This is a genomic window from Secundilactobacillus similis DSM 23365 = JCM 2765, from assembly GCF_001311075.1.
GTDB classification, from domain to species: Bacteria; Bacillota; Bacilli; order Lactobacillales; family Lactobacillaceae; genus Secundilactobacillus; species Secundilactobacillus similis.
Window position 1 is genome coordinate 44,691 of record NZ_BBAD01000004.1, and the last position, 21,964, is coordinate 66,654.

At 48.5% G+C, this 21,964-nt stretch carries 15 protein-coding genes and 3 pseudogenes; 15 read left to right on the forward strand and 3 right to left on the reverse strand.

Annotated features, from left to right (window positions below; translation table 11 throughout):
* Positions 1-127: 127 nt before the first annotated feature.
* The 8 genes and pseudogenes from JCM2765_RS01800 to glyS all read left to right on the forward strand — a co-directional run.
* Positions 128-4,396 (forward strand): annotated as a pseudogene (locus tag JCM2765_RS01800) (KxYKxGKxW signal peptide domain-containing protein); the annotation flags it as partial.
* Positions 4,397-4,413: 17 nt separating this feature from the next.
* Entirely contained in the window at positions 4,414-5,316 is a 903-nt protein-coding gene (locus JCM2765_RS01805; RefSeq protein WP_054733025.1) for a mucin-binding protein, read from the forward strand.
* A gap of 68 nt (positions 5,317-5,384) precedes the next feature.
* Positions 5,385-6,761 carry a mucin-binding protein gene (locus JCM2765_RS17385; RefSeq protein ID WP_054733027.1) on the forward strand — a complete coding sequence of 459 codons (1,377 nt, stop codon included), beginning with the start codon at positions 5,385-5,387 and terminating at the stop codon, positions 6,759-6,761.
* 4 nt (positions 6,762-6,765) lie between these two features.
* Positions 6,766-6,876 (forward strand): LPXTG cell wall anchor domain-containing protein, encoded by a 111-nt coding sequence (locus JCM2765_RS17390; RefSeq protein WP_162231383.1) that lies wholly within the window; start codon positions 6,766-6,768, stop codon positions 6,874-6,876.
* A gap of 230 nt (positions 6,877-7,106) precedes the next feature.
* A complete protein-coding gene (locus JCM2765_RS01815) occupies positions 7,107-7,550 on the forward strand; it encodes a LytTR family DNA-binding domain-containing protein (protein ID WP_054733029.1) in 444 nt (147 codons plus the stop codon).
* Complete coding sequence (locus tag JCM2765_RS01820) at positions 7,547-8,002, forward strand: DUF3021 domain-containing protein (protein ID WP_057152212.1); 456 nt, start codon at positions 7,547-7,549, stop codon at positions 8,000-8,002. The genes JCM2765_RS01815 and JCM2765_RS01820 overlap by 4 nt, the downstream gene beginning before the upstream one ends.
* A 579-nt stretch (positions 8,003-8,581) precedes the next feature.
* On the forward strand, positions 8,582-9,508 hold the full coding sequence (gene glyQ, locus JCM2765_RS01825) for a glycine--tRNA ligase subunit alpha (RefSeq protein ID WP_054733034.1): 927 nt from the start codon (positions 8,582-8,584) through the stop codon (positions 9,506-9,508).
* A pseudogene (gene glyS, locus JCM2765_RS01830) lies at positions 9,508-11,579 on the forward strand (glycine--tRNA ligase subunit beta). Before glyQ ends, glyS begins: the two are co-directional and overlap by 1 nt.
* A 447-nt stretch (positions 11,580-12,026) precedes the next feature.
* Here the strand turns inward: glyS and JCM2765_RS01835 are convergent.
* The 3 genes from JCM2765_RS01835 to JCM2765_RS01845 all read right to left on the reverse strand — a co-directional run bounded on the left by JCM2765_RS01835 (position 12,027) and on the right by JCM2765_RS01845 (position 13,390).
* Positions 12,027-12,338: a nitroreductase family protein gene (locus tag JCM2765_RS01835; protein ID WP_054733037.1), complete on the reverse strand. Its 312-nt coding sequence runs from the start codon at positions 12,336-12,338 to the stop codon at positions 12,027-12,029.
* On the reverse strand, positions 12,335-12,658 hold the full coding sequence (locus tag JCM2765_RS01840; protein WP_054733040.1) for a nitroreductase family protein: 324 nt from the start codon (positions 12,656-12,658) through the stop codon (positions 12,335-12,337). Before JCM2765_RS01840 ends, JCM2765_RS01835 begins: the two co-directional genes overlap by 4 nt.
* Before the next feature lie 99 nt (positions 12,659-12,757).
* Positions 12,758-13,390: a carbonic anhydrase family protein gene (locus tag JCM2765_RS01845; RefSeq protein ID WP_054733042.1), complete on the reverse strand. Its 633-nt coding sequence runs from the start codon at positions 13,388-13,390 to the stop codon at positions 12,758-12,760.
* Between the two features lie 355 nt (positions 13,391-13,745).
* Here JCM2765_RS01845 and dnaG point away from each other — a divergent pair.
* From dnaG to JCM2765_RS18935, 7 genes and pseudogenes are all read left to right on the forward strand, one after another.
* Positions 13,746-15,618: pseudogene (gene dnaG, locus JCM2765_RS01850) on the forward strand (DNA primase).
* Positions 15,619-15,629: 11 nt separating this feature from the next.
* Positions 15,630-16,751, forward strand: coding sequence for an RNA polymerase sigma factor RpoD (rpoD, locus tag JCM2765_RS01855; RefSeq protein WP_054733045.1), 1,122 nt, complete (start codon positions 15,630-15,632; stop codon positions 16,749-16,751).
* Positions 16,752-16,942: 191 nt separating this feature from the next.
* A complete protein-coding gene (locus JCM2765_RS01860; protein WP_054733048.1) occupies positions 16,943-17,650 on the forward strand; it encodes a tRNA (adenine(22)-N(1))-methyltransferase in 708 nt (235 codons plus the stop codon).
* Positions 17,637-18,749, forward strand: coding sequence for a Nif3-like dinuclear metal center hexameric protein (locus JCM2765_RS01865; RefSeq protein ID WP_054733051.1), 1,113 nt, complete (start codon positions 17,637-17,639; stop codon positions 18,747-18,749). Before JCM2765_RS01860 ends, JCM2765_RS01865 begins: the two co-directional genes overlap by 14 nt.
* 14 nt (positions 18,750-18,763) lie before the next feature.
* Positions 18,764-19,996: a peptidase T gene (gene pepT / locus JCM2765_RS01870; RefSeq protein ID WP_054733060.1), complete on the forward strand. Its 1,233-nt coding sequence runs from the start codon at positions 18,764-18,766 to the stop codon at positions 19,994-19,996.
* Positions 19,997-20,474: 478 nt separating this feature from the next.
* Positions 20,475-21,041 carry a toprim domain-containing protein gene (locus JCM2765_RS18930; RefSeq protein ID WP_369404027.1) on the forward strand — a complete coding sequence of 189 codons (567 nt, stop codon included), beginning with the start codon at positions 20,475-20,477 and terminating at the stop codon, positions 21,039-21,041.
* Positions 21,017-21,961, forward strand: a complete 945-nt coding sequence (locus JCM2765_RS18935; protein WP_369404028.1) for a DNA topoisomerase — start codon at positions 21,017-21,019, stop codon at positions 21,959-21,961. Before JCM2765_RS18930 ends, JCM2765_RS18935 begins: the two co-directional genes overlap by 25 nt.
* Positions 21,962-21,964: the final 3 nt, after the last annotated feature.

Genomic DNA, 21,964 nt, shown 5'->3' on the forward strand with positions numbered 1-21,964 from the left:
AATTATCGAATTGGGTATATTAATGGGAAACATTGATTAATAATGGCATATTAATTTTACTTAACGGGGGGATTCACTATGGTTGGTAAAAATAACCGGCAGAAGATAGTGCAATCAAATTTAAAAAAAGCACTATAAAGCATATAAGATTGGAAAAACATGGGTTTTCGCCAGTTTAGCGTTTGGTGTAAGCCTCTTTTTGGGGTCCAGCGTGACGACTTACGCGTCAACTGCGACAACTGATGCAACGAGTACCACTGACACCAATAGTAGTATTGAGTCAGCGACGAACGAACAGGTTCTTCGTAGTACGGCATCGAGTGATACGGCAACTGATCAGAGTGATGCTGATAGCGAAGCAACGCAGACAGCTGGTTCAGCAGCTACAGTTACCACAACGGCAACAGATGATGCTTCAACAGCTAGTGATTCAACCAAAGCGACAACGACTGATTCAACGGACAGCAATCAGACCAGTGATGACGCAACGCCTAATACTGATACTGCGACTAAATCGGCAACATCGGCAACGGCTGATTCAACGCAAATAACCACTGCCACGGCTACTGATAGCGATGCGACAACGGCTGATTCAACAGCAACTTCAACTGTGAACAAAGCAACGACTGACAGTACTAAGGATTCAGCAACGTCGACAACAGTTGCTGCAGCAGATTCAACGACTGATACAAATGTGGCAAGCAATAATTCAGGCACGAGTACCACAACTGATATGGGGGCCAATGCTGCGACTGATCAACAAACTGCTCAAACGGTAACCAAAGCGCAATCTGTCGCTACGGCTGATCTGACAGCTGATCAAACTGCTGAAATTGCTAAGCTAAAAGCGCAACTGACACAGCAGTTGGTTGATCCAACGGATGCTGAACTTGCCACTGCTAAAACAATCGCAGCTGAGTTATATCAGCTTAGTGGGCAACCACAGAAATTGACGGCGGTTGGTGATGCAACGACTACGAGCATCACGATTGATGCTTCTGAAACGACGTTGGGTTATAAATCCGGTGCAACGGATCCGTTGACAATTACAGTTCAAATGATCGTTAATCACGACGGTGACGCCGTTTCAATTAATATTCCAACGGAGCTCGTCTCGTTAGGTGACCTCAGTTATGATACTTGGGCTAGCAGCGCAGGTGTTACAATCGCTAAGACTGGTAACACAGATGGTTCAACTACGGTAACGGATACGTTTAGTCATGCAGGCAATTACACACAAACATTTACCGTTAAAATCAACGGTAATTGGCAGAGCCAAACGATGATTGCAGATCAAATGGGCAAAACGGTGACGCGTGATGTGACAGCGGCAGTTGATGGAACGGTTATTGCAACCAAAACGCTTACTCAGACGACTAACCCCACGTTAACGGTTACATCACTGACCCGGATTCAGCCAGATCAAACGATTATTCCAGCAGTAACCACGGACACGGATTACGTTTACGTCTTAAAGCTGAATAATTCCAATGGTGTTATTGATGATCAGGGGACTGGTCGTGTTAATGCGAACGTTAATTTAGGTGGTACGACGGTTACGATTCCTGTTCCAACTGGATTTACGTTAGATAGTGATTTGACTACACAACTCAACAGTTTTGGTGATAAGGATCAAACGACCATCACCCAGACTGGAACGGGTAGCGACATTATTATTACGGTACCAGCGGGTTCTGGTAACGGCGGGTCCGATAATACGCCTTACTATCTAGTTGGTAGTTACGATGCAGCCAGTACACCTGTTGGTGAAGCGAATCCAGCTGTCGGTGAAGTTACTGCTACTCAGCAAGTTGGCGACTATGTCATTTCGGCAACTGGCCCAACTTGGACTGAAAATATGCTGGGAACGGAAGGCAATTCAGTAAACCCTACGGCAACCATTACTGGTAGAGGAAACAGCTCAGGGAGTACGACCCAATTAGCGTTGGGGGTGGATAAAGCTGATTCACCAGCGATTATCAACAAAGTAATTTTTGACGTCAATTCGGCAACGGATTTAACAGACGCTAAATTTACACTTTCGATTCCTGATGGTGTGACAGCGACCGGTGTTCAGCTACCAACGGAGAAAATTTCGATGGTAGATGGCATTTATTTGGATGGTACTGAAAATTACGGTTACGTGTTGACGTATGCTGATGGTAGTCAATCAACGGGGACTGCAGCAGCTGGGACAATCATTAATGGGACAGCTGATAAGGCCATTCGGACAATTGAGTTGATACCAAACTTTCTTGCGACTGGCGCAAATACCGGGAATGGTGTCACTCAAACTGGTATTAGTTCCGCAGTGGCAACGGATTCAATTGACATTTTAGGGACCCTTGCAACAACGTATGATGATGGTAGCGCAATTCAAGTTGGCGATAAGCTGACATTTGGCCAAGAACTTAGCGTTGGCAACGCAGCGGACGGCACTGAGATGGTGTTAGATGATAGCACGAACGATCAGACTGTGGTATCGGCACTTGGCCGGGTTAGAATGTGGTACTACCAATATGATCGAAATCCTGGGGGTACTGGGGTCGTCGATATTTCTGCGAATGGGTTAACGCAACATAACGTTGATCACGTTTATGAACCAGTACTTTATTTCGTTGTTCCTAACCAAACGATTATTACATCAGTCGTGGTGCCGCAAGACGAGTTGGATGCTGGTGTAAAAGTTTCATACTATAAAACGGATACGGACCAAACTGGTGTCAAATTAGACTTCACAGGAACCGGTTTGTCGATGGCAACGGACCAAACTGGCCGGTACGGTGTTTGGTTACAAAATGCCGACGATGCACCATCTGGCACATATAGTGTTGCCATGTATGTGACGTCGCCAACAACGGTACTAGCCAACCAAACTAAGGTGACCGATGCAACGTTAACCGATGGTGATACCAATGCCGTTTTAGTGGACGGTGCACCTGCTGGGTATACAATTCTAAGCGCCCAAATGACCGCCGCTGTTTCCTTCGCTTCCGGTAACCAAGACATTTCGCCAACCAAGACGGGGAGTGCAGACACCCGAGGCGATTCAGAACTTGATTTTTACACCAACTTGTTAAATACAACGAATAACATTGCCGACAACGTTTCGGTTGCAATCAACCTACCATCTGTTGGCGATGACCAAGGCTCAACCTTCACCTACACACTAACTGGCCCGGTAACGGTGCCAACGAACACAACGGTTGCTGGCGGCACTGGTCAACCAATTGACGCGACGGTGTTGTACGGTACAACTCGGTATAACGGCCAAGGTACTACGGCCATCGATACAACCGGTTATGTCACCGCAGATCAGGTTACGGATTGGTCAACGATCCAGTCAGTGATCGTTGAAGCGGGTAACCTTGAAGTGAACAGTACTTCTGGTCGAATCAAAATGACCGGGACAACGTCAGACTTCATTGCGCAAAGTGGCAAGGTTGGGTATTTGCAAACCAACTTCTACGCCAACGATGGCGCACCGGTGATTGCTAACCAAACGGCTAGTCTTACCTTGACCAGTACCTCAACAGTAGCGGCCCAATACCACTACACTGACCGGAATGGCAACGACCACACGATTGCGCTGCCTGATTTGACCCAAACGTTAACGGACAATAAAGACACGTTGACCGTACCAACGTTAACTGACGATGATCAAGCATTGATTCCAGACGGGTATCACGTGGTAACCGATAGCACCAGCGCACCGGTTGTAACGGTTGTTAACTCAACCCACGGTGACTACGGGACTAACGAACCAAACGGCACAGCAACGGTCGGCGATGTGTCGCAGTACTACTTTGACGGCGATACGTTGCAATTCGAACTTGCAGAAAATCAATATACGGCAAACGTCACTTACGTGGATGATGATGCAGCTGAGGCTGTTGTAGGTCAAGATGAAACGACTGCTGACTTTGCTGGCGAAACCGGCACGTACCAAGTTGATGCAACTAAATACCCAACGACTTACGACCTCGCAACTAATCAAGCAACCAGCGTGGCCTACACGTTGACGGCAGATGATTCGGATGCGATTACGATTCACCTCGTTCATAAGCATACGGTGGCGGATTCGAAGACGACCAATTACACGGTCAACTACGTGGGCTTACCAGCTGATAAAGCGGTGGCTACGGCTTCCGGTACGGTAGATTGGACGGCGGATCAAGATGAAGTGACCCAAGTGATCACTTACACGCCATCGAAGACCACGGTAACGGTTAACGTCCCAACGGTGGCTGGTTACACAGCTGATGCTGGCAACCAAGTATTTGCATTTGACACCACCACGACTGCCCCAACTGATCAAAGTCGGACGGTGACGTATACACCAACTGCTCAAGATTTGGCTGTGACCTACGTGATGATGCTACTCAGCAACCATTAACTGATTTAGGGACGACATTGACTGGTAAGACGGACGAAACTGGGACCTATACGGTGGTTGTGCCAACCGGGTATGTCTTGAGTAATGATCAACCAGCGACAGTTGCGTACACGTTTGAACCCGGAAATGCAGACGATATTACCGTTCACTTAACTCACGGCGTCACTCACAGTACGGCTACCACTACGCGGACAATCAACTACTACCTTGACGGGACCACAACGCCAGTTCATGACGCCACGACTCAGACGGTTAACTGGAACGTTTCAACTGACAATGTGACGGGTGATCAAGTGATGACGGCCCAAACGAGTTATGCTACAGTAGCTGCACCAAGCGTAACGGGCTACACAGCAACGCCAGCCAGTGTCGCTGCTAGTTATCCAGATGCAATTCATGGTTCGGTTGATCAGTTGGCAGATAGTACCACAACGGTTTACTACCAAGCTGATCCACAGACCATCAACGTGGCTTACGTGGATGACGTAACGAAACAATCACTGACGGACTTGGCAGATACGCTACAAGGTAAGACTGATGAAACTGGGACTTATACGGTTGTTGTACCAACCGGGTATGAGCTTAGTAATGGTCAAACTGCTGAAGTGGACTATACGTTTGAACCCGGTGATACAGATGGTATTACCGTTCACTTAACCCATGGCGTGACCCACAGTACGGCTACCACCACGCGAACAATCAACTACTACCTTGACGGCACAACGACACCAGTCCATGACGCCACGACTCAAACGGTTAACTGGAATGTCTCAACTGACGATGTCACCGGTGATCAAGTGATGACGCCACAAACGAGTTACGCCGCAGTAACTGCACCAAGTGTAACGGGCTACACGGCAACGCCAGCTAGCATCGATGCTAACTATCCAGGTGCTGCTCAGGCTCAGTTGATCAATTAGCCGATAGTACGGCAACGATTTACTACCAAGCTGATCCACAGACCATTGGTGTAACGTACGTTGATGATGTGACGAAACAATCGCTCACAGATTTGGCAGATACGCTGCAAGGTAAGACCGATGAAACTGGAACTTATGCAGTGGTCGTACCAACCGGTTATGAACTTAGTGATGGTCAAACTGCTACCGTTGACTACACGTTTGAACCTGGTGACGCGGATGGGATTACCGTTCACTTAACTCACGGGATCACTCACAGCACGGCTACCACCACGCGGACGATCAACTACTACCTTGATGGAACCACAACGCCGGTTCATGATGCGACGACTCAAACGGTTAACTGGAATGTGTCAACCGATGATGTGACTGGTAATCAAGTGATGACACCACAAACGAGTTACGCTGAAGTCACTGCGCCAAGCGTGGCAGGCTACACGGCAACCCCAACCAGTGTCACGTCTGATTATCCGGGTGCGCTTCAAGGGTCGACTGATCAGTTGAAGGATAGCACGGCAACAATCTACTACCAAGCTGACCCACAGGACTTGACTGTGAGCTATGTAGATGATGTGACGAAACAACCACTCACCGACTTAGCGGATACGCTGCAAGGTAAGACCGATGAAACCGGGACGTACACCGTTGTGGTGCCGGCCGGTTATCAACTGAGTGACGGCCAGTCTGCTACGGTTGCGTACACCTTTAAACCTGGGGATGCGGATGCCATTACCGTGCATTTGACCCATGAACTGACTCACGACACGGTTACCACGACCCGGACGATCAACTACTGGGTTGCCGGCACGACCACGCCGGTTCACGAGGCAACCACTCAGACGATCACTTGGGCGGTTACAACGGATCAAGTGACCCACCAACAAGTTGCCACGGCGCAACAACCATACGGTGAACAAACTGCACCAACGGTAACGGGTTACACACCATTGACGGCGCAGGTTGCGGCTGATTATCCAGCACCAGTGGCAACGCCAGCGGATAGCGCAACAACCATTTACTACCAAGCAAATGCAGTTGTTGATCCGGGTAACGGTGGCGATAACGGCAATGGTGGGACTGACAATCCGGGAACGACGCCAGAAACGACACCTGAAACTACACCGGAGACCACTCCTGAAACCACGCCGGAGACAACCACGACGACCACGCCGGAAAATACGGTGGCAACAACACCGGAAACTGGAACAACCTCAGAGACTGGTAAGACCGGGACAACGCCAGCGGTAACGACCGATGAGTCGAAGGCAAGTCACGCAGTTACAGCAACCGAACCACAAGTCACTGGTCAGTCAGCAGCAACAGCGACTGAGCCGACTACGACGACGGTTTCTGCGAACGCCACTGCTACATCGGAAAGTGAATCAACCGCCAGTGCGACAACCACGGCTCGCAACGCAACAGGCTTCAAACAAGGCCGCTGCTAAGACCTTGCCACAAACTAATGAACAAACGCCTAGTGCGTGGGCTGCGTTGGGACTGGGTATCTTGGGTGCTTTGGGTGCCTTGGGTGTTGGTCGCCGGAAACACGATGAGGATTAGTCCTTAGACTGAATTCGTTGATGATGTGATTAAAGGTATTTGAAAAACTGAAAAATGCACGTAGGAGCACCAAGTAAAGGGCAAGATGAGGCCCGTTATTTGGTGCTTTTACGTGTGCGCTTTAAAACGGGCTAGCGCCGATTGGTCACCAAAAACGACCAGTTAGTTTACCAGCCTAGTTAACGAGTTAGAAATTAGGTACACTTTAGTCAGAGATAGGGGGGAGCCACATGAACATTCTTTTTAACATTGCACAACGGTTCACGGAACCGATGATTACGATCAATGCATCGGAAAAAACACCTGATTTAGTAACATTAGCGGTCTCAATTGATCGATTGGTGAATCAAACCACGTTAATTGGTTATCAGCAAGAACAACGAATCGTGGTCCCGCTGTACCGGGTCATTCGGTTCTACACGCAGTCTAGGGTGGTCATGTGTGAAACGGCGGATGGGGTTTATCGGATGCGGGAACGGTTGTACGAACTACGTGACCGACTTTCGGGGGTGTCGTTCATCGCCATTTCTAGCTCTGAAATCGTGAGCAAAACGGCAATTGAATCTTTTTCGCTGACCAAACAAGGGAGCTATCAAATTCACCTGATTACGGGAGATGCAACGTATACATCGCGGCGGTATATGAAAAATATTCGGGAGGCGTTTTTGAAATGATGAAATGGCTGACAAGACTAGTATCAGGAGGCATCATTGGTATCGCGATTGGATTTATGATGGCGTTGGCGTTTTCAGTAGGCTATGGTGCAGACGTTTTTATGCCTTCTAGTCCATCTTTTGTATCAGAATTTAGTACGAATTTATGGGCAACGGTATCTTCGGCCGGGTTGTGGTTTTTAATGGGCGTTGTTTTCAGCGGTTCGGCCGTTGTGTTTGAAGCGGAACGGTTGAGTATTGTCCAGCAAACCAGTATCCATGCTGGACTGACTTTTCTGTTATTCACGCCATTAGCTATACTGGCTGGCTGGTTTCCGCTGAAATTGATGTGGCTATTGAGCTATACGGTTGAATTGGCAGTAATCTACGTGGCATTATGGTGTTTATTTATGTGGCAGGCGAAACGGCGGGTGCGGCAGTTGAACCGGTTGATTGCGGAGAAGCGGGAGTGATAAATGTGTTCTGAAAAAACTGAAAGATGCACGTTTTTCTCCACACCTTGTGCGTGTAGGCAACAAATTTCGGCGCTAGGTCAATTAGTCTTCTTGGCTTTTCTGTAATTGGGCCAACTTGGCATCCCGGTACTTTTTGGCTACCGCACCGAAACGCGCGGAAAGAAGCAGGGAACTGCACATAAGGACCTTCTACCACAATCCCCCAAGACCGGGGATTCTGGCAGAAGTCACTTATGTGCCGCTCCCTAATCGCTTCTTTCCACGCTCTGCCTTGACAACCCCTCCCGCAACGCTTATGATAAAACAGAATTGAATAGTGATTGGCATTGAAAAAAGAGGGTCAGTTCAACCGCTTATTAGCGACTCCGGGGTTGGTGTAAGCCGGAGAAAACGGTGAATTGATTGGCACTTTTAGAGCTGAATCAAACGAAGCTGCTGGGGTCACCCAGAAGTAGGGTGGAACCGCGAAAATTTTTTCGTCCCTATGTGAGTCGACGAGACTACATAGGGGCGTTTTTTTGTTGGTTTACCCCTGACTTTCTTACCCGTCACATTATCTTAGGAGGAACTTGTTTTATGACCAAGAAATTGTCAATGCAACAAATTATTCTGACCTTGCAACAATATTGGTCCGCACAGGGTTGCATGTTGATGCAGGCCTACGATACTGAAAAGGGTGCCGGGACCATGAGTCCTTACACTTTCTTGCGGGCAATTGGACCAGAACCTTGGAACGCTGCTTACGTGGAACCTTCACGTCGGCCAGCCGATGGTCGGTACGCGGAAAACCCTAACCGGTTATACCAACACCACCAATTCCAAGTTGTCATGAAGCCATCACCTGAAAACATCCAAGAACTTTACTTAAACAGTTTAAAGGAACTCGGCATCGATCCTTTGGAACATGATATCCGATTCGTTGAAGATAACTGGGAAAACCCATCAATGGGTTGTGCCGGTGTTGGTTGGGAAGTTTGGCTTGACGGGATGGAAGTTACCCAATTTACCTACTTCCAAATCGTCGGTGGTCTTGAAGTTGACCCAGTGACCTCAGAAATCACTTACGGTCTGGAACGACTGGCTTCTTACATCCAAGACGTTGATAACGTGTTCGACCTTGAATGGGGCGACGGTGTGCTTTACGGTGATATCTTCCGTGAACCTGAAATTGAACACTCAACTTACAGTTTTGAAGAAAGCAATCAAGCGATGTTGTTGAAGATGTTTGACGATTACGAAGCTGAAGCTAAAAAGCAAATCGCTAACGGCCTCGTGCACCCAGCTTACGACTACGTGTTGAAGTGTTCACACACCTTTAACTTGTTGGATGCGCGTGGTGCCGTATCCGTTACTGAACGGGCCGGGTATTTATCACGAATCCGGAACATGGCACGGAGTATCGCGCGGGCCTTTGTTGCTGAACGAAAGAAGTTTGGCTTCCCATTGATTAAAGATGAAGCTAAGCGACAAGCATTATTAGCAGACGGGGAGGACGAGAAATAATGGCACACACCTTTTTACTCGAAATCGGATTGGAAGAAATGCCGGCGCACGTGGTCACGCCCAGCATCAAACAATTAGTTCAAAAGACCAAGAAATACCTGAAGGACGAACGGATCAGTTTGATGACATCAAGTCATTTTCAACGCCACGCCGTTTGGCCATTCAATTGACGGGCTTAGCTGATAAGCAACCCGACGTTGACGAAGAAGTGAAGGGCCCAGCTAAGAAGATCGCCTTGGATAAAGACGGCAACTGGTCAAAGGCTGCTCAAGGCTTTACTCGCGGTCAAGGCGTCACCGTTGACGACATTACCTTCAAGGAATTGAAGGGGACTGAATACGTCTACGTCAACAAGCACATCGCGGGTCAACCCGTTGAATCAGTGCTTGCCGGCTTAAAGGACGTCATCACTGGGATGACTTTCCCAACGATGATGAAGTGGGGCAGTTACCATTTTGAATATATCCGCCCAATCAAATGGTTGGTGGCTTTGTTGGACGACAAAGTGATTCCATTCCAAATCTTGGACGTAGCCACTGATCGTGAAACTCGCGGCCACCGGTTCTTGGGCAAGACTGTGACCTTGAACACGGCCACCGATTACGAAGCCGCTTTAACGAGTGAATTTGTGATCGCGGACGCTGCTAAGCGTAAAGCCGAGATCCGGACGCAAATCGACCGGTTAGCTACTGACAACAACTGGGTCGTTAAGATCAACGAAGACCTGTTGGAAGAAGTCACCAACTTAGTTGAATGGCCAACGGCCTTCGCGGGTGGTTTTGATGACAAATACCTAGCAATTCCTGACGAAGTACTGATTACTTCAATGCGTGATCACCAACGTTTCTTCTACGTTTCAGACAAAGCCGGCAAGTTGTTGCCACACTTCATCTCAGTTCGTAACGGGAACGATAACCACTTGGAAAACGTGATCTCTGGGAACGAAAAGGTGTTGGCAGCTCGGTTGTCAGACGCCATGTTCTTCTATGAAGAAGACCAAAAGCAAACCATCAACGATTACGTTGAACGGTTGAAGACGGTTAGCTTCCACGACAAGATCAGCACGATGTACGAGAAGATGCAACGGGTCACCGCAATTGCTGGCAAGTTGGGTCAAACGCTTGGCTTAACTGAGGCCCAATTGAAGGACGTTACGCGAGCTGCTCAAATCTACAAGTTTGACCTGGTGACTGGGATGGTCGGTGAATTTGCTGAACTTCAAGGGGTCATGGGTGAAAAGTATGCCTTGTTAAACGGTGAAACCCCTGCCGTTGCGCAAGCCGTTCGGGAACACTACATGCCAATTTCAGCTGATGGCGACTTGCCAGCTTCAACGGAAGGTGCTGTTTTAGCCCTTGCCGATAAGTTGGATAGTATCTTGACCTTCTTCGCTGCCGGCATGGTACCAAGCGGTTCAAACGACCCATACGCCTTGCGTCGTCAAGCAACCGGGATCGTTCGGATCATTCGCGCCAATGACTGGCACTTTGATCAAGATTTGGTGAACGCTGCGATTGCTGCTGAAACGGCCGCTAACGTTGCCCCTAAACTTGATCAAGCCGCTCAAGTAAGTGCCGTTGAAGCCTTCTTGAAGGATCGAATCAAAGTTACATTGTTGGGTGAAAAGGTTAAGCATGACGTGGTTGATGCCGTGATTGAAGGGCCTAACACCGACTTGCTGGATAACTTCACTGCTGCGCAAGTCTTGAGTGATCACCAAACCGATGACGACTTCAAGGGTACGATTGAAGCCTTGAACCGGGTCTTGCGGCTTGCCCAAAAAGCGGATGCTGATAAGGTGACTGCCGTTGATCCAGCACTGTTTGAAAACGATAGTGAAAAGGGCTTGTATGACGCCGTTAACGAAGTTGCTGCCAAAGCAGCCGGTTTAGCCATTCCAGCCTACTACAACGCCTTAGCTGGGTTGAAACCAGCTATCAACGCTTACTTTGAAGCAACGATGGTCATGGCTGACGATGAAAAGGTCAAGAACAACCGCTTAAGCCAATTGAGCCAATTAGCTCAATTGATCTTACGCTTAGGTGATTTGAACCAATTAATCGTTAAATAACGTCATTAGCACGTTACCATTTGGCGAATCCGTCAAAAAGTGCTATGATAATGTTATGCTATTAATGAAATCTGTAAATTAATGACCAGCCCGGATGTGATGTTCGGACTGGTTTTTAATAGAGAGTGGCAGATAGCGCGGTTAGATTCCAGAATATAACTAAATAACGCAGTAGCTCGCCAAAAACCGGCGAGCTACTGCGTTATTTAGTTATATGGCCGGAATCTGCGCTATTTCCCACGTTTCGGCGTGGCAGCCCGAAATCGGTTAAGTACCAAACTTCACTGGGTATAAGTTAACTGGAATTAAAAAAGTTAAAACCGAGCCGAAACAAACGATGCCAGAGTGCGCCTAAGCGTGGCAGAAGGCAGGTCGTTGATCTGGTCGAGTCCCGAGCTTTATCACGTGACCAGCAAGACTTGGAAGCCAGTCGTATTTAGTCAATCATCACTTAAACGTCGTAATCTGACTAGCTGGTTCCCGGTAAGAAGCGCTTAATTGACCAACGGCCTTACCAACTGCAATCAACATCACGGGGGCGTAACGGTTAGCGTCTAAATCTAACGCACTGACGATATGATCATGGTCGAAGCCAGTCATTGCGCCAGTATCGTAGCCGTGTTCTTGAGCAACTAGCATAAACTGCATGATTGCCAAAGCGGTATCCATGGATAATGCGGCTTGCAAAGCTGGTTTCGGTGAGGCTTGTTCGATCTTATTAATGATGGGTTCAAGGTGGTCTCTAGCAGCTTGACTCATTTTATCTGCAGAAACGGCAGCGTCAAAAACGGAACCGATGTGTTCACTTGTCTTGAGATCTGCCAGGAATAAAACGAGGCGGAAGCAGTTGGGTTTTGCGTCCCGTTAGTCCCCATGAGTGGCTTGAGGGTTTTGCGGGCATCGTCACTGTCGATAACAACAACGCGCCAAGGTTGACGGTTTAATGCCGAAGGGGCGGTCATTGCCTCGTCTAGCATTTGTAACATTTCGGTGCGACTGATCGTAACGCTGGTATCAAATTGCCGGGTAGCATGACGACTAGTCAGAATTTTTTGAAAATCAGTTTCAACAATTGCCATGAAAAACACTCCTTTTGGTTATTCTAGCGGGTATGGTGTGGGTTATACCGTGGCCGTTATGTTTAACTTATTCGGATTTGAGGACATGTCAATCATTGATCATGCGCCGTAATAAATAATTGGCCGATCAGCTCGATTTTGTGGTTGGCGTTGATTAGCACCGAAGTGGGTTTTGAACCATTGCACTTGTTCGGCACTTACTGTTAGGGCCGGGTTAGTGATCACCAGCCATTCAACGCCCTCGGTAAGTGGCGGTGTGGTGAGCGAACCAAGGTAGTGGTAGCCCGTAGCGGCTTGTGGTGCCCAGTGCGATAGCGTGAGCGTGAGTGGCACCTCATGACCGGCACTAAACTGATCGATCAACGTTTGCAAAGTCGTATCGGCGGGGCCTTGGTTGACCATTAACGCTACAACGCAAAGCTGACCGATCGTATTTTGATGAACTAGATGAATTTCAAGTGCACTTGGTTGCCCCTTGATCAGATGCTCTGAGGGGCAGTGAAAATGCACTTGGGTGAACTGAAATGCACGATTGAAAATTGAAGCAGCCCCTTCGCCCAGAACCTTAATGGTGGTGTGATCGTCAGTTTCTAGATGGAGCTGATAAGGTGCGGTGATCTGAAACGGTAATGTCGCCGTACCGCCTGCTGTAAAGGGGGCAACTAGATTAATGGGTGATTGTTGGTGCCCACTTTGGGGCTGCCAATGAGTTTGATTGTCATAAGTAAACATCGCGAACCTACTTTCTGCGTGAAATTCGACGTTACGTTAACCTGATTATAGGCGGAAATTCGTGGTTTGAAAACGATAACTTATATAGGCCGTTAACTAAAAAACTTCATGAACGATCCAAGTGGTTATAGTTGCGTAATAGGTGGAGGTTTGCTATTATGTAATTACGTACGCAATGCATTGCAAAAGAGAAAGATATCCTATAAACGAATCGTCGTTTTGACAATGTGTTCAAGCGTAATGGTAGCGAAAGTGATCTCGCTATCGTAACGCCCGTTAGACGTCAAGCAATTTGGCGTGGCATATTATTGGTAGAAACACGACTCTGGTACTTAAATTGAAGGGGGTTGAGCCAGTGGCAAGAATACCCGAACCCGTGATTGAACAAGTCCGCGATGCAACCGATATCGTGGATTTTATTAGTCAGTACGTTCAATTACAAAAATCAGGTAAAAACCTATTTGGTCTGTGTCCGTTTCATGAGGAACGGACGCCTTCTTTTTCGGTTTCGGAAGATAAACAGATTTTTCACTGTTTTAGCTGTGGCCGTGGGGGTAACGTCTTTAAGTTCTTGATGGAACTTGAAAATTTGAGCTTCCAAGAAGCCGTTGTTAAAGTTGCCGATTTCTCACACGTTGAGTTGGATGCAACCATTACGCGGCAGGCCGCCGGAACCAGTGGGCAGTCTGACCCACAATCACCGACGAATCAGTTGATTCATCTGCACCAAGAAGCAACTAAGTTGTATCACCATATTTTGATGAATACCGAAGCGGGGCAGCCAGCGTTAGATTACCTGCATGAGCGAGTTTAACGGATCAGACGATCAACGATTACGGGTTAGGGTACGCCTCTGACCAACAGTTGTTGAAGCCGTTCTTTGAACAGCGACAGATTGATTACCAGACGTTACGTCATTCGGGGTTGTTTATTGAAAATCAGGATGGTGAGTTACGTGATCGGTTTGTTAATCGAATCATGTACCCAATTCGTAATGAGTCTGGTCAAGAAATCGCGTTTTCGGGTCGATTGTTGGCGAAGTTGCCAGATCAACCAAGTACCTGAACAGCCCGGAAACGGAATTGTTCAATAAGCGACGAGTCCTATTCAACTTTGATCAGGCTCGGGGGGCGGTTCGAAAACAAGGTAGTCTGATTTTATTTGAAGGCTTTATGGACGTCATGTCGGCTCACCAATCTGGAGTCGATAACGGCGTTGCATCGATGGGGACCAGTTTGACTGAGGAGCAGATCTATGCGATTCAGCGGATCACAAAGCAGGTTTACGTCTGTTATGATGGTGATACGCCGGGGCAAAAAGCGACTCAGCGGGCATTAAAGATCTTACAGGATAATTCCAGCCTAACGTTGGGTGTTATCCAGATGCCCGAAGGAATGGATCCCGATGAGTATCGACGACAGTATGGCGAAGCAAAGTTAGCCGATGCTTTAGCAACGGCTAAGGAAACGCCAGTCGCTTTTATGATGCGGTACCTTAAAACGCAGTATGACGTTCAGTCCGATACGGGGCGGTTAAATTACCTCGATGACGTGATTGCGTTATTGGCAACGGTTCGTTCGCCAGTTGAGCAGGATGTTTACCTCACTCAACTGGCAACGACCTTCCAATTAGATAAGGCCAGTTTGCGGCAGCAACTCAGCATGGTTCGGCCACCAGCGCCAACACCGCAGATTGCACCACCGCCCACTCAATCTTATGGTAACTATGGTGACGCCGATATGCCACCGGCACCAGCCGTTGTGCAACAACATCGGCAAACAACCCCACTCAGTCGAACGGAACGCGCGGAGCGAAATCTGTTGTTTCGCATGCTTCACGAACGCGACGTTTGGTTGCGGGTGACCGGCGTGGCTGGCTTTAGCTTCGTGCATGATGATTATCAGCTCATTTACACCATGGCTCAGGGATACTTTGAAACGCATCAGGACTACGCACCAGCGCAGTTCATTGATTATCTTCAAGATGACCACTTACAAAACTTACTCATCGAGTTGGAATCGATGCAGTTGAGTGACACCGCCGTTGACACTGAGATCGACGATTACTTGCAGGTGATCATGAACGATGCGCCACTTGAAGATCAGTTACGCAATCAGCAACAAGCGTTACAGGAAGCGACCCGGTTAGGTGATCGTGACCAACAACGTCAACTGGTCATCGAGATCATTAAATTACAGCAACAAAAGCAGTCTAAAAAACAAGCTTAGGGGGCTCTCTAATGGCAAAAGAAACAAATGATAAAACTTTTGATCAAAAGGCATTTGATAAAGCAATCAAGGACTTGGTGAAAACCTACAAGAAACAGGGCCAAGTAACTTACGATGTCTTATCAGACAAAATTGCGTCCCCATTTAGTTTAACCGCTAAGAAGATGGACCAACTCTTAGAAAAGGTCGAAGATGCTGGGATCAGCGTTGTTGACGAAAAGGGTGATCCGGATGCTCGGGCGGTCAAAGCGGCCAAGAAGGTCAGCAAAGCCGAATTAAAGGATACGTCAGCACCATCTGGTGTCAAGATCAACGATCCTGTTCGGATGTATTTGAAGGAAATTGGTCGGGTTAAGTTGTTAACGGCCGACGAAGAAGTTGCGTTAGCCCTTCGGATCGAAGAAGGCGACGAAGAAGCTAAACAAGAATTGGCCGAAGCTAACTTACGGTTGGTGGTTTCCATTGCTAAACGTTACGTTGGTCGTGGGATGCAATTCTTGGACTTGATCCAAGAAGGGAACATGGGTCTGATGAAGGCGGTCGAAAAGTTCGATTACCGTAAAGGGTTCAAGTTCTCAACTTACGCCACTTGGTGGATTCGTCAAGCCATCACACGGGCCATTGCTGACCAAGCTCGGACCATTCGGATCCCAGTTCACATGGTTGAAACCATCAACAAGTTGATTCGGATTCAACGGCAATTGCTCCAAGACTTAGGGCGTGAACCTACCCCTGAAGAAATTGGGGCCGAAATGGACATGCCAACGGAAAAGGTTCGTGAGATCTTGAAGATCGCGCAAGAACCCGTTTCATTGGAAACCCCAATCGGTGAAGAGGACGATTCTCACTTGGGTGACTTTATCGAAGATGATGACGCTACGTCACCAGCCGACCACGCCGCTTACGAATTGTTGAAGGAACAACTCGAAAGCGGCTTGGACACGTTGACTGACCGGGAAGAAAACGTCCTTCGGTTACGGTTTGGCCTAGACGATGGTCGGACGCGGACCCTTGAAGAAGTTGGGAAAGTCTTCGGCGTTACTCGGGAACGAATTCGTCAAATCGAAGCTAAGGCGCTCCGGAAGCTACGCCACCCATCACGTTCAAAGCAACTGAAAGATTTCTTGGAATAAAGATGGTTCTAGTCGGCACGACGTTGTTCGTTGTGCCGGCTTTTTTAATAGCTACGTGATGAGTTTGCAAGTTGCTTTAAAAAGTTTGGTGGGAAATCGACAACCCGAAACCAATCCTAGTATAATAAGTGATAAGTCAGTACCACAGCGTTGCCGATGACGCGATGCTGGAGGTCAAAGGAGAGAATGTTATGAATGGGACACACCTGTCCAACCGCCTACAAACGGTGGCGGATTTTGTTAAAGCAGACGCACGGGTTGCCGATATCGGTTCGGACCACGCGTACTTACCAGTTCACTTGGCACAGCAAGGTCAATTGAGTTACGGCATTGCCGGTGAGGTTGTTCGTGGCCCATACGAAAACGCCGCGGTTGAAATTCAGGCGGAGGGATTAACTGACCGCATTATTCCACGGTTAGCGGATGGCTTAGCGGCGATTCAGCCAGAAGATCACATTGATACGGTGACAATTTGCGGCATGGGCGGGACCCTGATCGCTAAAATTTTGGAAGCAGGTCAAGCACACCTAACGCATACGGAACGGCTGATTTTACAGCCCAACGTTGGCGAATATAATGTACGGCGCTGGTTGCAGAACCACGCTTACGAGATTCAAGCGGAACGGATTTTGGAAGAAGATGGTCACGTTTACGAAATTATTGTCGCCGATCCAGTAGCTACGCCGATTACGTACACGCCGGTTGAACTTAAATTTGGCCCGTTTCTGCTACAAGAAAAGAGTCCCGTTTTACAACAAAAATGGCGCCGTGAACAGGCCAGACTCGATCAAGTGATCACCACGATGCAGCAGGCCAAAAACGCCCCAGCAGCTAAAATTGCGGAGTTCCAAGCACAGCGTGATCAAATTCAGGAGGTTATTCTTAATGCTAGTAAGTGAGTTGATTGATCGTTTTGAACAGTTTGCACCCAAGCATTTGGCGGAACCGAAAGATCCGGTTGGTCTTCAATTAGGCGCGTTGTCGGCCCCGGTTCATAAGGTGTTAGTCACGCTAGACGTTCGACCAGAAGTGGTTGATGAAGCTATTGAAGTAGGCGCAGATTTGATTTTTGCCCATCATCCAATGATGTTTCATCCGGCGAAAAACTTAGATTTAAGTGATCCGCAAAATCAGATGTATGCAACGTTGCTCCAACACGGCATCACGGTTTACGCGGCTCACACGAACCTTGATAGTGCCGATGGTGGCATGAATGACTGGCTGGCAGAGGCACTTGGGTTACAGGATTTGAGCGGCATGGTCGCCGGGTATCAAGAACCCATTTATACGGTGACGGTTCACGTACAATCGGTTTACGCCGATGCTGTTCGCTTAGCGATGGTCGGTGCCGGCGCCGGTCAAATGACCCATTACGAAGGGGCTAGTTTCGAATGGAGTGGTAACACTTGGTACACGCCGTTAGCCGGTGCTGATCCAGAATTAGGGCCTGAAGGTGAACGCAACCACGTCGAAGAGTTTGGCATTCAAGCGCGGGTAACCGAGTCCCAACTGGCAACGGTGAGAAGTGCCATCAACGATGTCTATCCTGGTGGTCACCCAACCATCGACGTCAGCCCGCTAGCCGGTGATGGTCATCAGTATGCGATGGGTCGAATCGGTAACTTGCCAGCGCCGATGACGGTGCGGGCGTTCGCGGAACACTGTAAGCAAGTCTTCAACGTCCCTGGCCTGCGATTAATTGCGGCCGATGAAACCAAATCCGTTCAACGCATCGCGGTATTAGGTGGCGATGGCGGCAAATTCTTTAAGTTAGCACAACGCTTAGGCGCGGACGCTTACGTGACTGGGGACGTCTACTACCATACTGGCCATGACATGATTGCGGCTGATTTCCCGGTAGTTGATCCCGGGCACCATATCGAAAGTATTTGTAAACCCAAACTGACGGCGCTGTTTAAGCAGTGGGCGACTGACAACAATTGGTCGCTTGAAGTCGTTGCGTCACAGTTAAACACGGATCCGTTCACGTTTATTTAGAAAGGAAGTTCACGATGACTTACGAGCAGTTATTACCCCGTTTTTTAAAATATGTGAAGATTGAAACGCGTTCAGATGAAACCAGTGAAACGGTGCCATCAACCCAGAGTCAAGTGGTGTTCATTCAACAGTTAGCTGCTGAATTGAATGAAATCGGCATGAGCGATGTGCATGTTAACGATCAAAGTGGTTACGCGTTCGCAACGTTGCCAGCTAATACGGATCAAGCCGTTAAGACGTTGGGGTTCATTGCCCACGTTGACACAGCCGATTTTAACGCGGAAAACGTGGCCCCTAAAATCGTTGAAAACTACGATGGCAAATCGATCATTCCGTTAGATGAGGCGGGTAAGTATCAGCTTGACCCAGCGGTATTTCCAAGTTTGAAAAAGTACCAGGGTCACACGCTGATCACCACGGATGGCCGGACGTTACTGGGAGCCGATGATAAGGCGGGGGTCGCTGAAATTATGACGGCGATGGCCTACTTGCTGACTCATCCAGAAATCAAGCACGGTACGATCAAAGTCGGTTTAGGGCCGGATGAAGAAATCGGCACTGGTGCTGACCGATTCGACGTTGCCGACTTTGGTGCTGACGTGGCCTATACGGTTGATGGCGGGCCACTTGGTCAACTGGAATACGAAACCTTCAACGCAGCGGATGGTCGGGTTCACATTACCGGGACCAACGTCCACCCAGCTGAAGCGAAGGGCGTCATGGTCAACGCCAATCAACTGGCAATTGACTTCCATAACGCACTGCCTGCCCACGATCGACCAGAAGCAACCGAAGGCCGGGAAGGGTTCTTTCACCTCTATAAAATCAGTGGTGACGTAGATACGGCCGATTTAGGCTACATCATTCGAGATCACGACCGTCAACGCTTCGAAGCGCGTAAGCATCTTTTCGCGGGGATTGCGGATCAGTTGAATGCCAAATACGGTCCGGATACGGTAGTCGTAACGCTCAAGGATCAGTATTACAACATGCGCGAAGTCATCGAAAAGGATATGTCAGTGGTTGAACTGGCGAAGAACGCGATGTTAGCACTGGGCATCAAGCCAGATATCGCACCGGTTCGGGGCGGTACTGATGGCTCGAAGATCTCCTTCTTGGGCTTACCAACGCCAAACCTCTTTGCGGGTGGCGAAAACATGCATGGCCGGTTTGAATATGTTTCGTTGCAAACGATGAATCAGGCGGTTGATGTGATTTTGAAGATGAATGAATTGAACTTGAAATAGAACATAGTTTGATGGGACAGCGTAGTTGAATGCGTTGTCCTTTTTTGATGGTTGTTTGTGTCCAGCGTAAGTGTTGGGTGTAATTTGGGTGTTGGCTGTTTGTCATCGCTTCGCTCGCCAAAGCCGCATAAAAATCAGCGCTCTCAGGCTACAAAATTCGGCGCCACCTAAACTGTTATTTCTAGGGCTCCTGAAGTTGTAAGGACTTGTCAACCACGCGCTTTCTGGCCACCACGCCGAATGGTGCTGCGCGAGACTGAGAGCTGCATGTAGGGGCACTTCGATAAAACCGCCAGGCCCAGGCGCTTTCACCAAAGTGCCCCTACACACCGCTCTCAACCCGTCTCGCTCCGCACACTGTCGCTGGACACAAACGTAAGGATCAATTAAGTCAACAGCGAACATACTTTCGCTAATCAGCGAATTTTGGTAAACTAAACCAAGTAGCATTAAATTTGAAGTTAAAGGATGAATGTTTATGACGGATTACGCCATTCTCTGTGAAAAGGCAAGTGCGGCGAAGAACTTTGCGACGGCGCTTGGAGGAACGACTGGGACGTTTGGTGGTAAAACGTTTCGGATCGTGCATTCTCACGGGCACCTGCTGGAATTCGTCGATCCTAAAGATCAGGTACCAGAAGACCAAGTGAGTCGGTATCGGTCGTGGAAGTTAGAACACCTACCGTGGACGATCAGTGACTTTACGTGGGAAAAACAGCCCATTGTGAGCAAGAATCCGCGAACGGGTCGCAAGAAGTCAGCCAAGGGTGATTTAGCTGATTTGAAGAAGGCCGTTAAGGATTGTTCAGCACTCGTGATTGCCACCGATGTGGATCCCTCGGGTGAGGGTGAATTGTTGGCTTGGGAGATTATTGAAGCGATTAACTGGCGTAAACCGGTTAAACGACTGTATTTTGCCGATGAAGAAGCGCGGTCGATTCAAAGCGGATTTTATCAAATTAAGGATCTCACGACTGCCAAACAAGACGGTGATTTTTTGAAGTCGGATGCCCGAAGCAAATGGATTATCTGTCGATGCAGTTGACTCGAATCGCGACGACGGTGACAAAACAGGCCGGTTATCCAGTCCGGGTTGTTCGAGAAGGTCGGTTGAAGTCGTTGATGGCGCGCCACGTCTACGAACAAGATCAGGCGCGCAAAACATACCGGCGGAAAGCTTACTATGAAGTGAAATTTCAGGACCCTCAAAAGCACGTGTTTGCTCGAAAATTTAAGGATGACGAAGCAGCGGCGCCATATCGTCATGCCAGCGAAGCCGATGCGCAACGTGAAATGACTCAGTATCACCCGAGTGCGGTCGCCAATGTTAAAACGACCCGTCGGCATTCAGGGCCGCCTAAGTTATTGGACCTGTCTAATTTGGCGTCGATTCTAGCCCCAAGAGGGTATAACGCCAAGGAGGTTTTGGCGACCTATCAAAAAATGTATGAAGCTAAGATCGTTAGCTATCCGCGGACGGATGATGCCAAAATCTCAATGGGCCAATTTAAACAGTTACTGCCGTTAGTGCCAGCGATTGCCAAAGTGGTCAGTGTGGACCAGCAGTTGCTGACGCACCGGCAACCACGGCCATCGCATGTGACAACTGGTAGCGTTGATCACGGGGCCAACCGACCTGGTGAAAAAGTGCCGGGATCGTTGTCGATGTTAAGCAAATATAGTAAGTCTGGCCCAGCCATTTACGAAGTTGTAGCAAAGAACTTTTTAGCAATGTTGGGTGAGGACTACGTTTTTGACCACATCACCGCAGAATTAGCGGATTATCCGGCGTTTAAGACGGCGTTTAACGTTCCGGTGGCATTGAATTATAAGTTAATTTATGACAGTTCTCGGCAAATCGGTGACGCGGACTCGGATGAGGGGGCCGTTCAGCGAGCTGTAGGGCCTCAAGCGGCGCCGTTTATTTTTGAAGGAGCGAATAAGAAACCGGTCGCACCAAGATGAAGT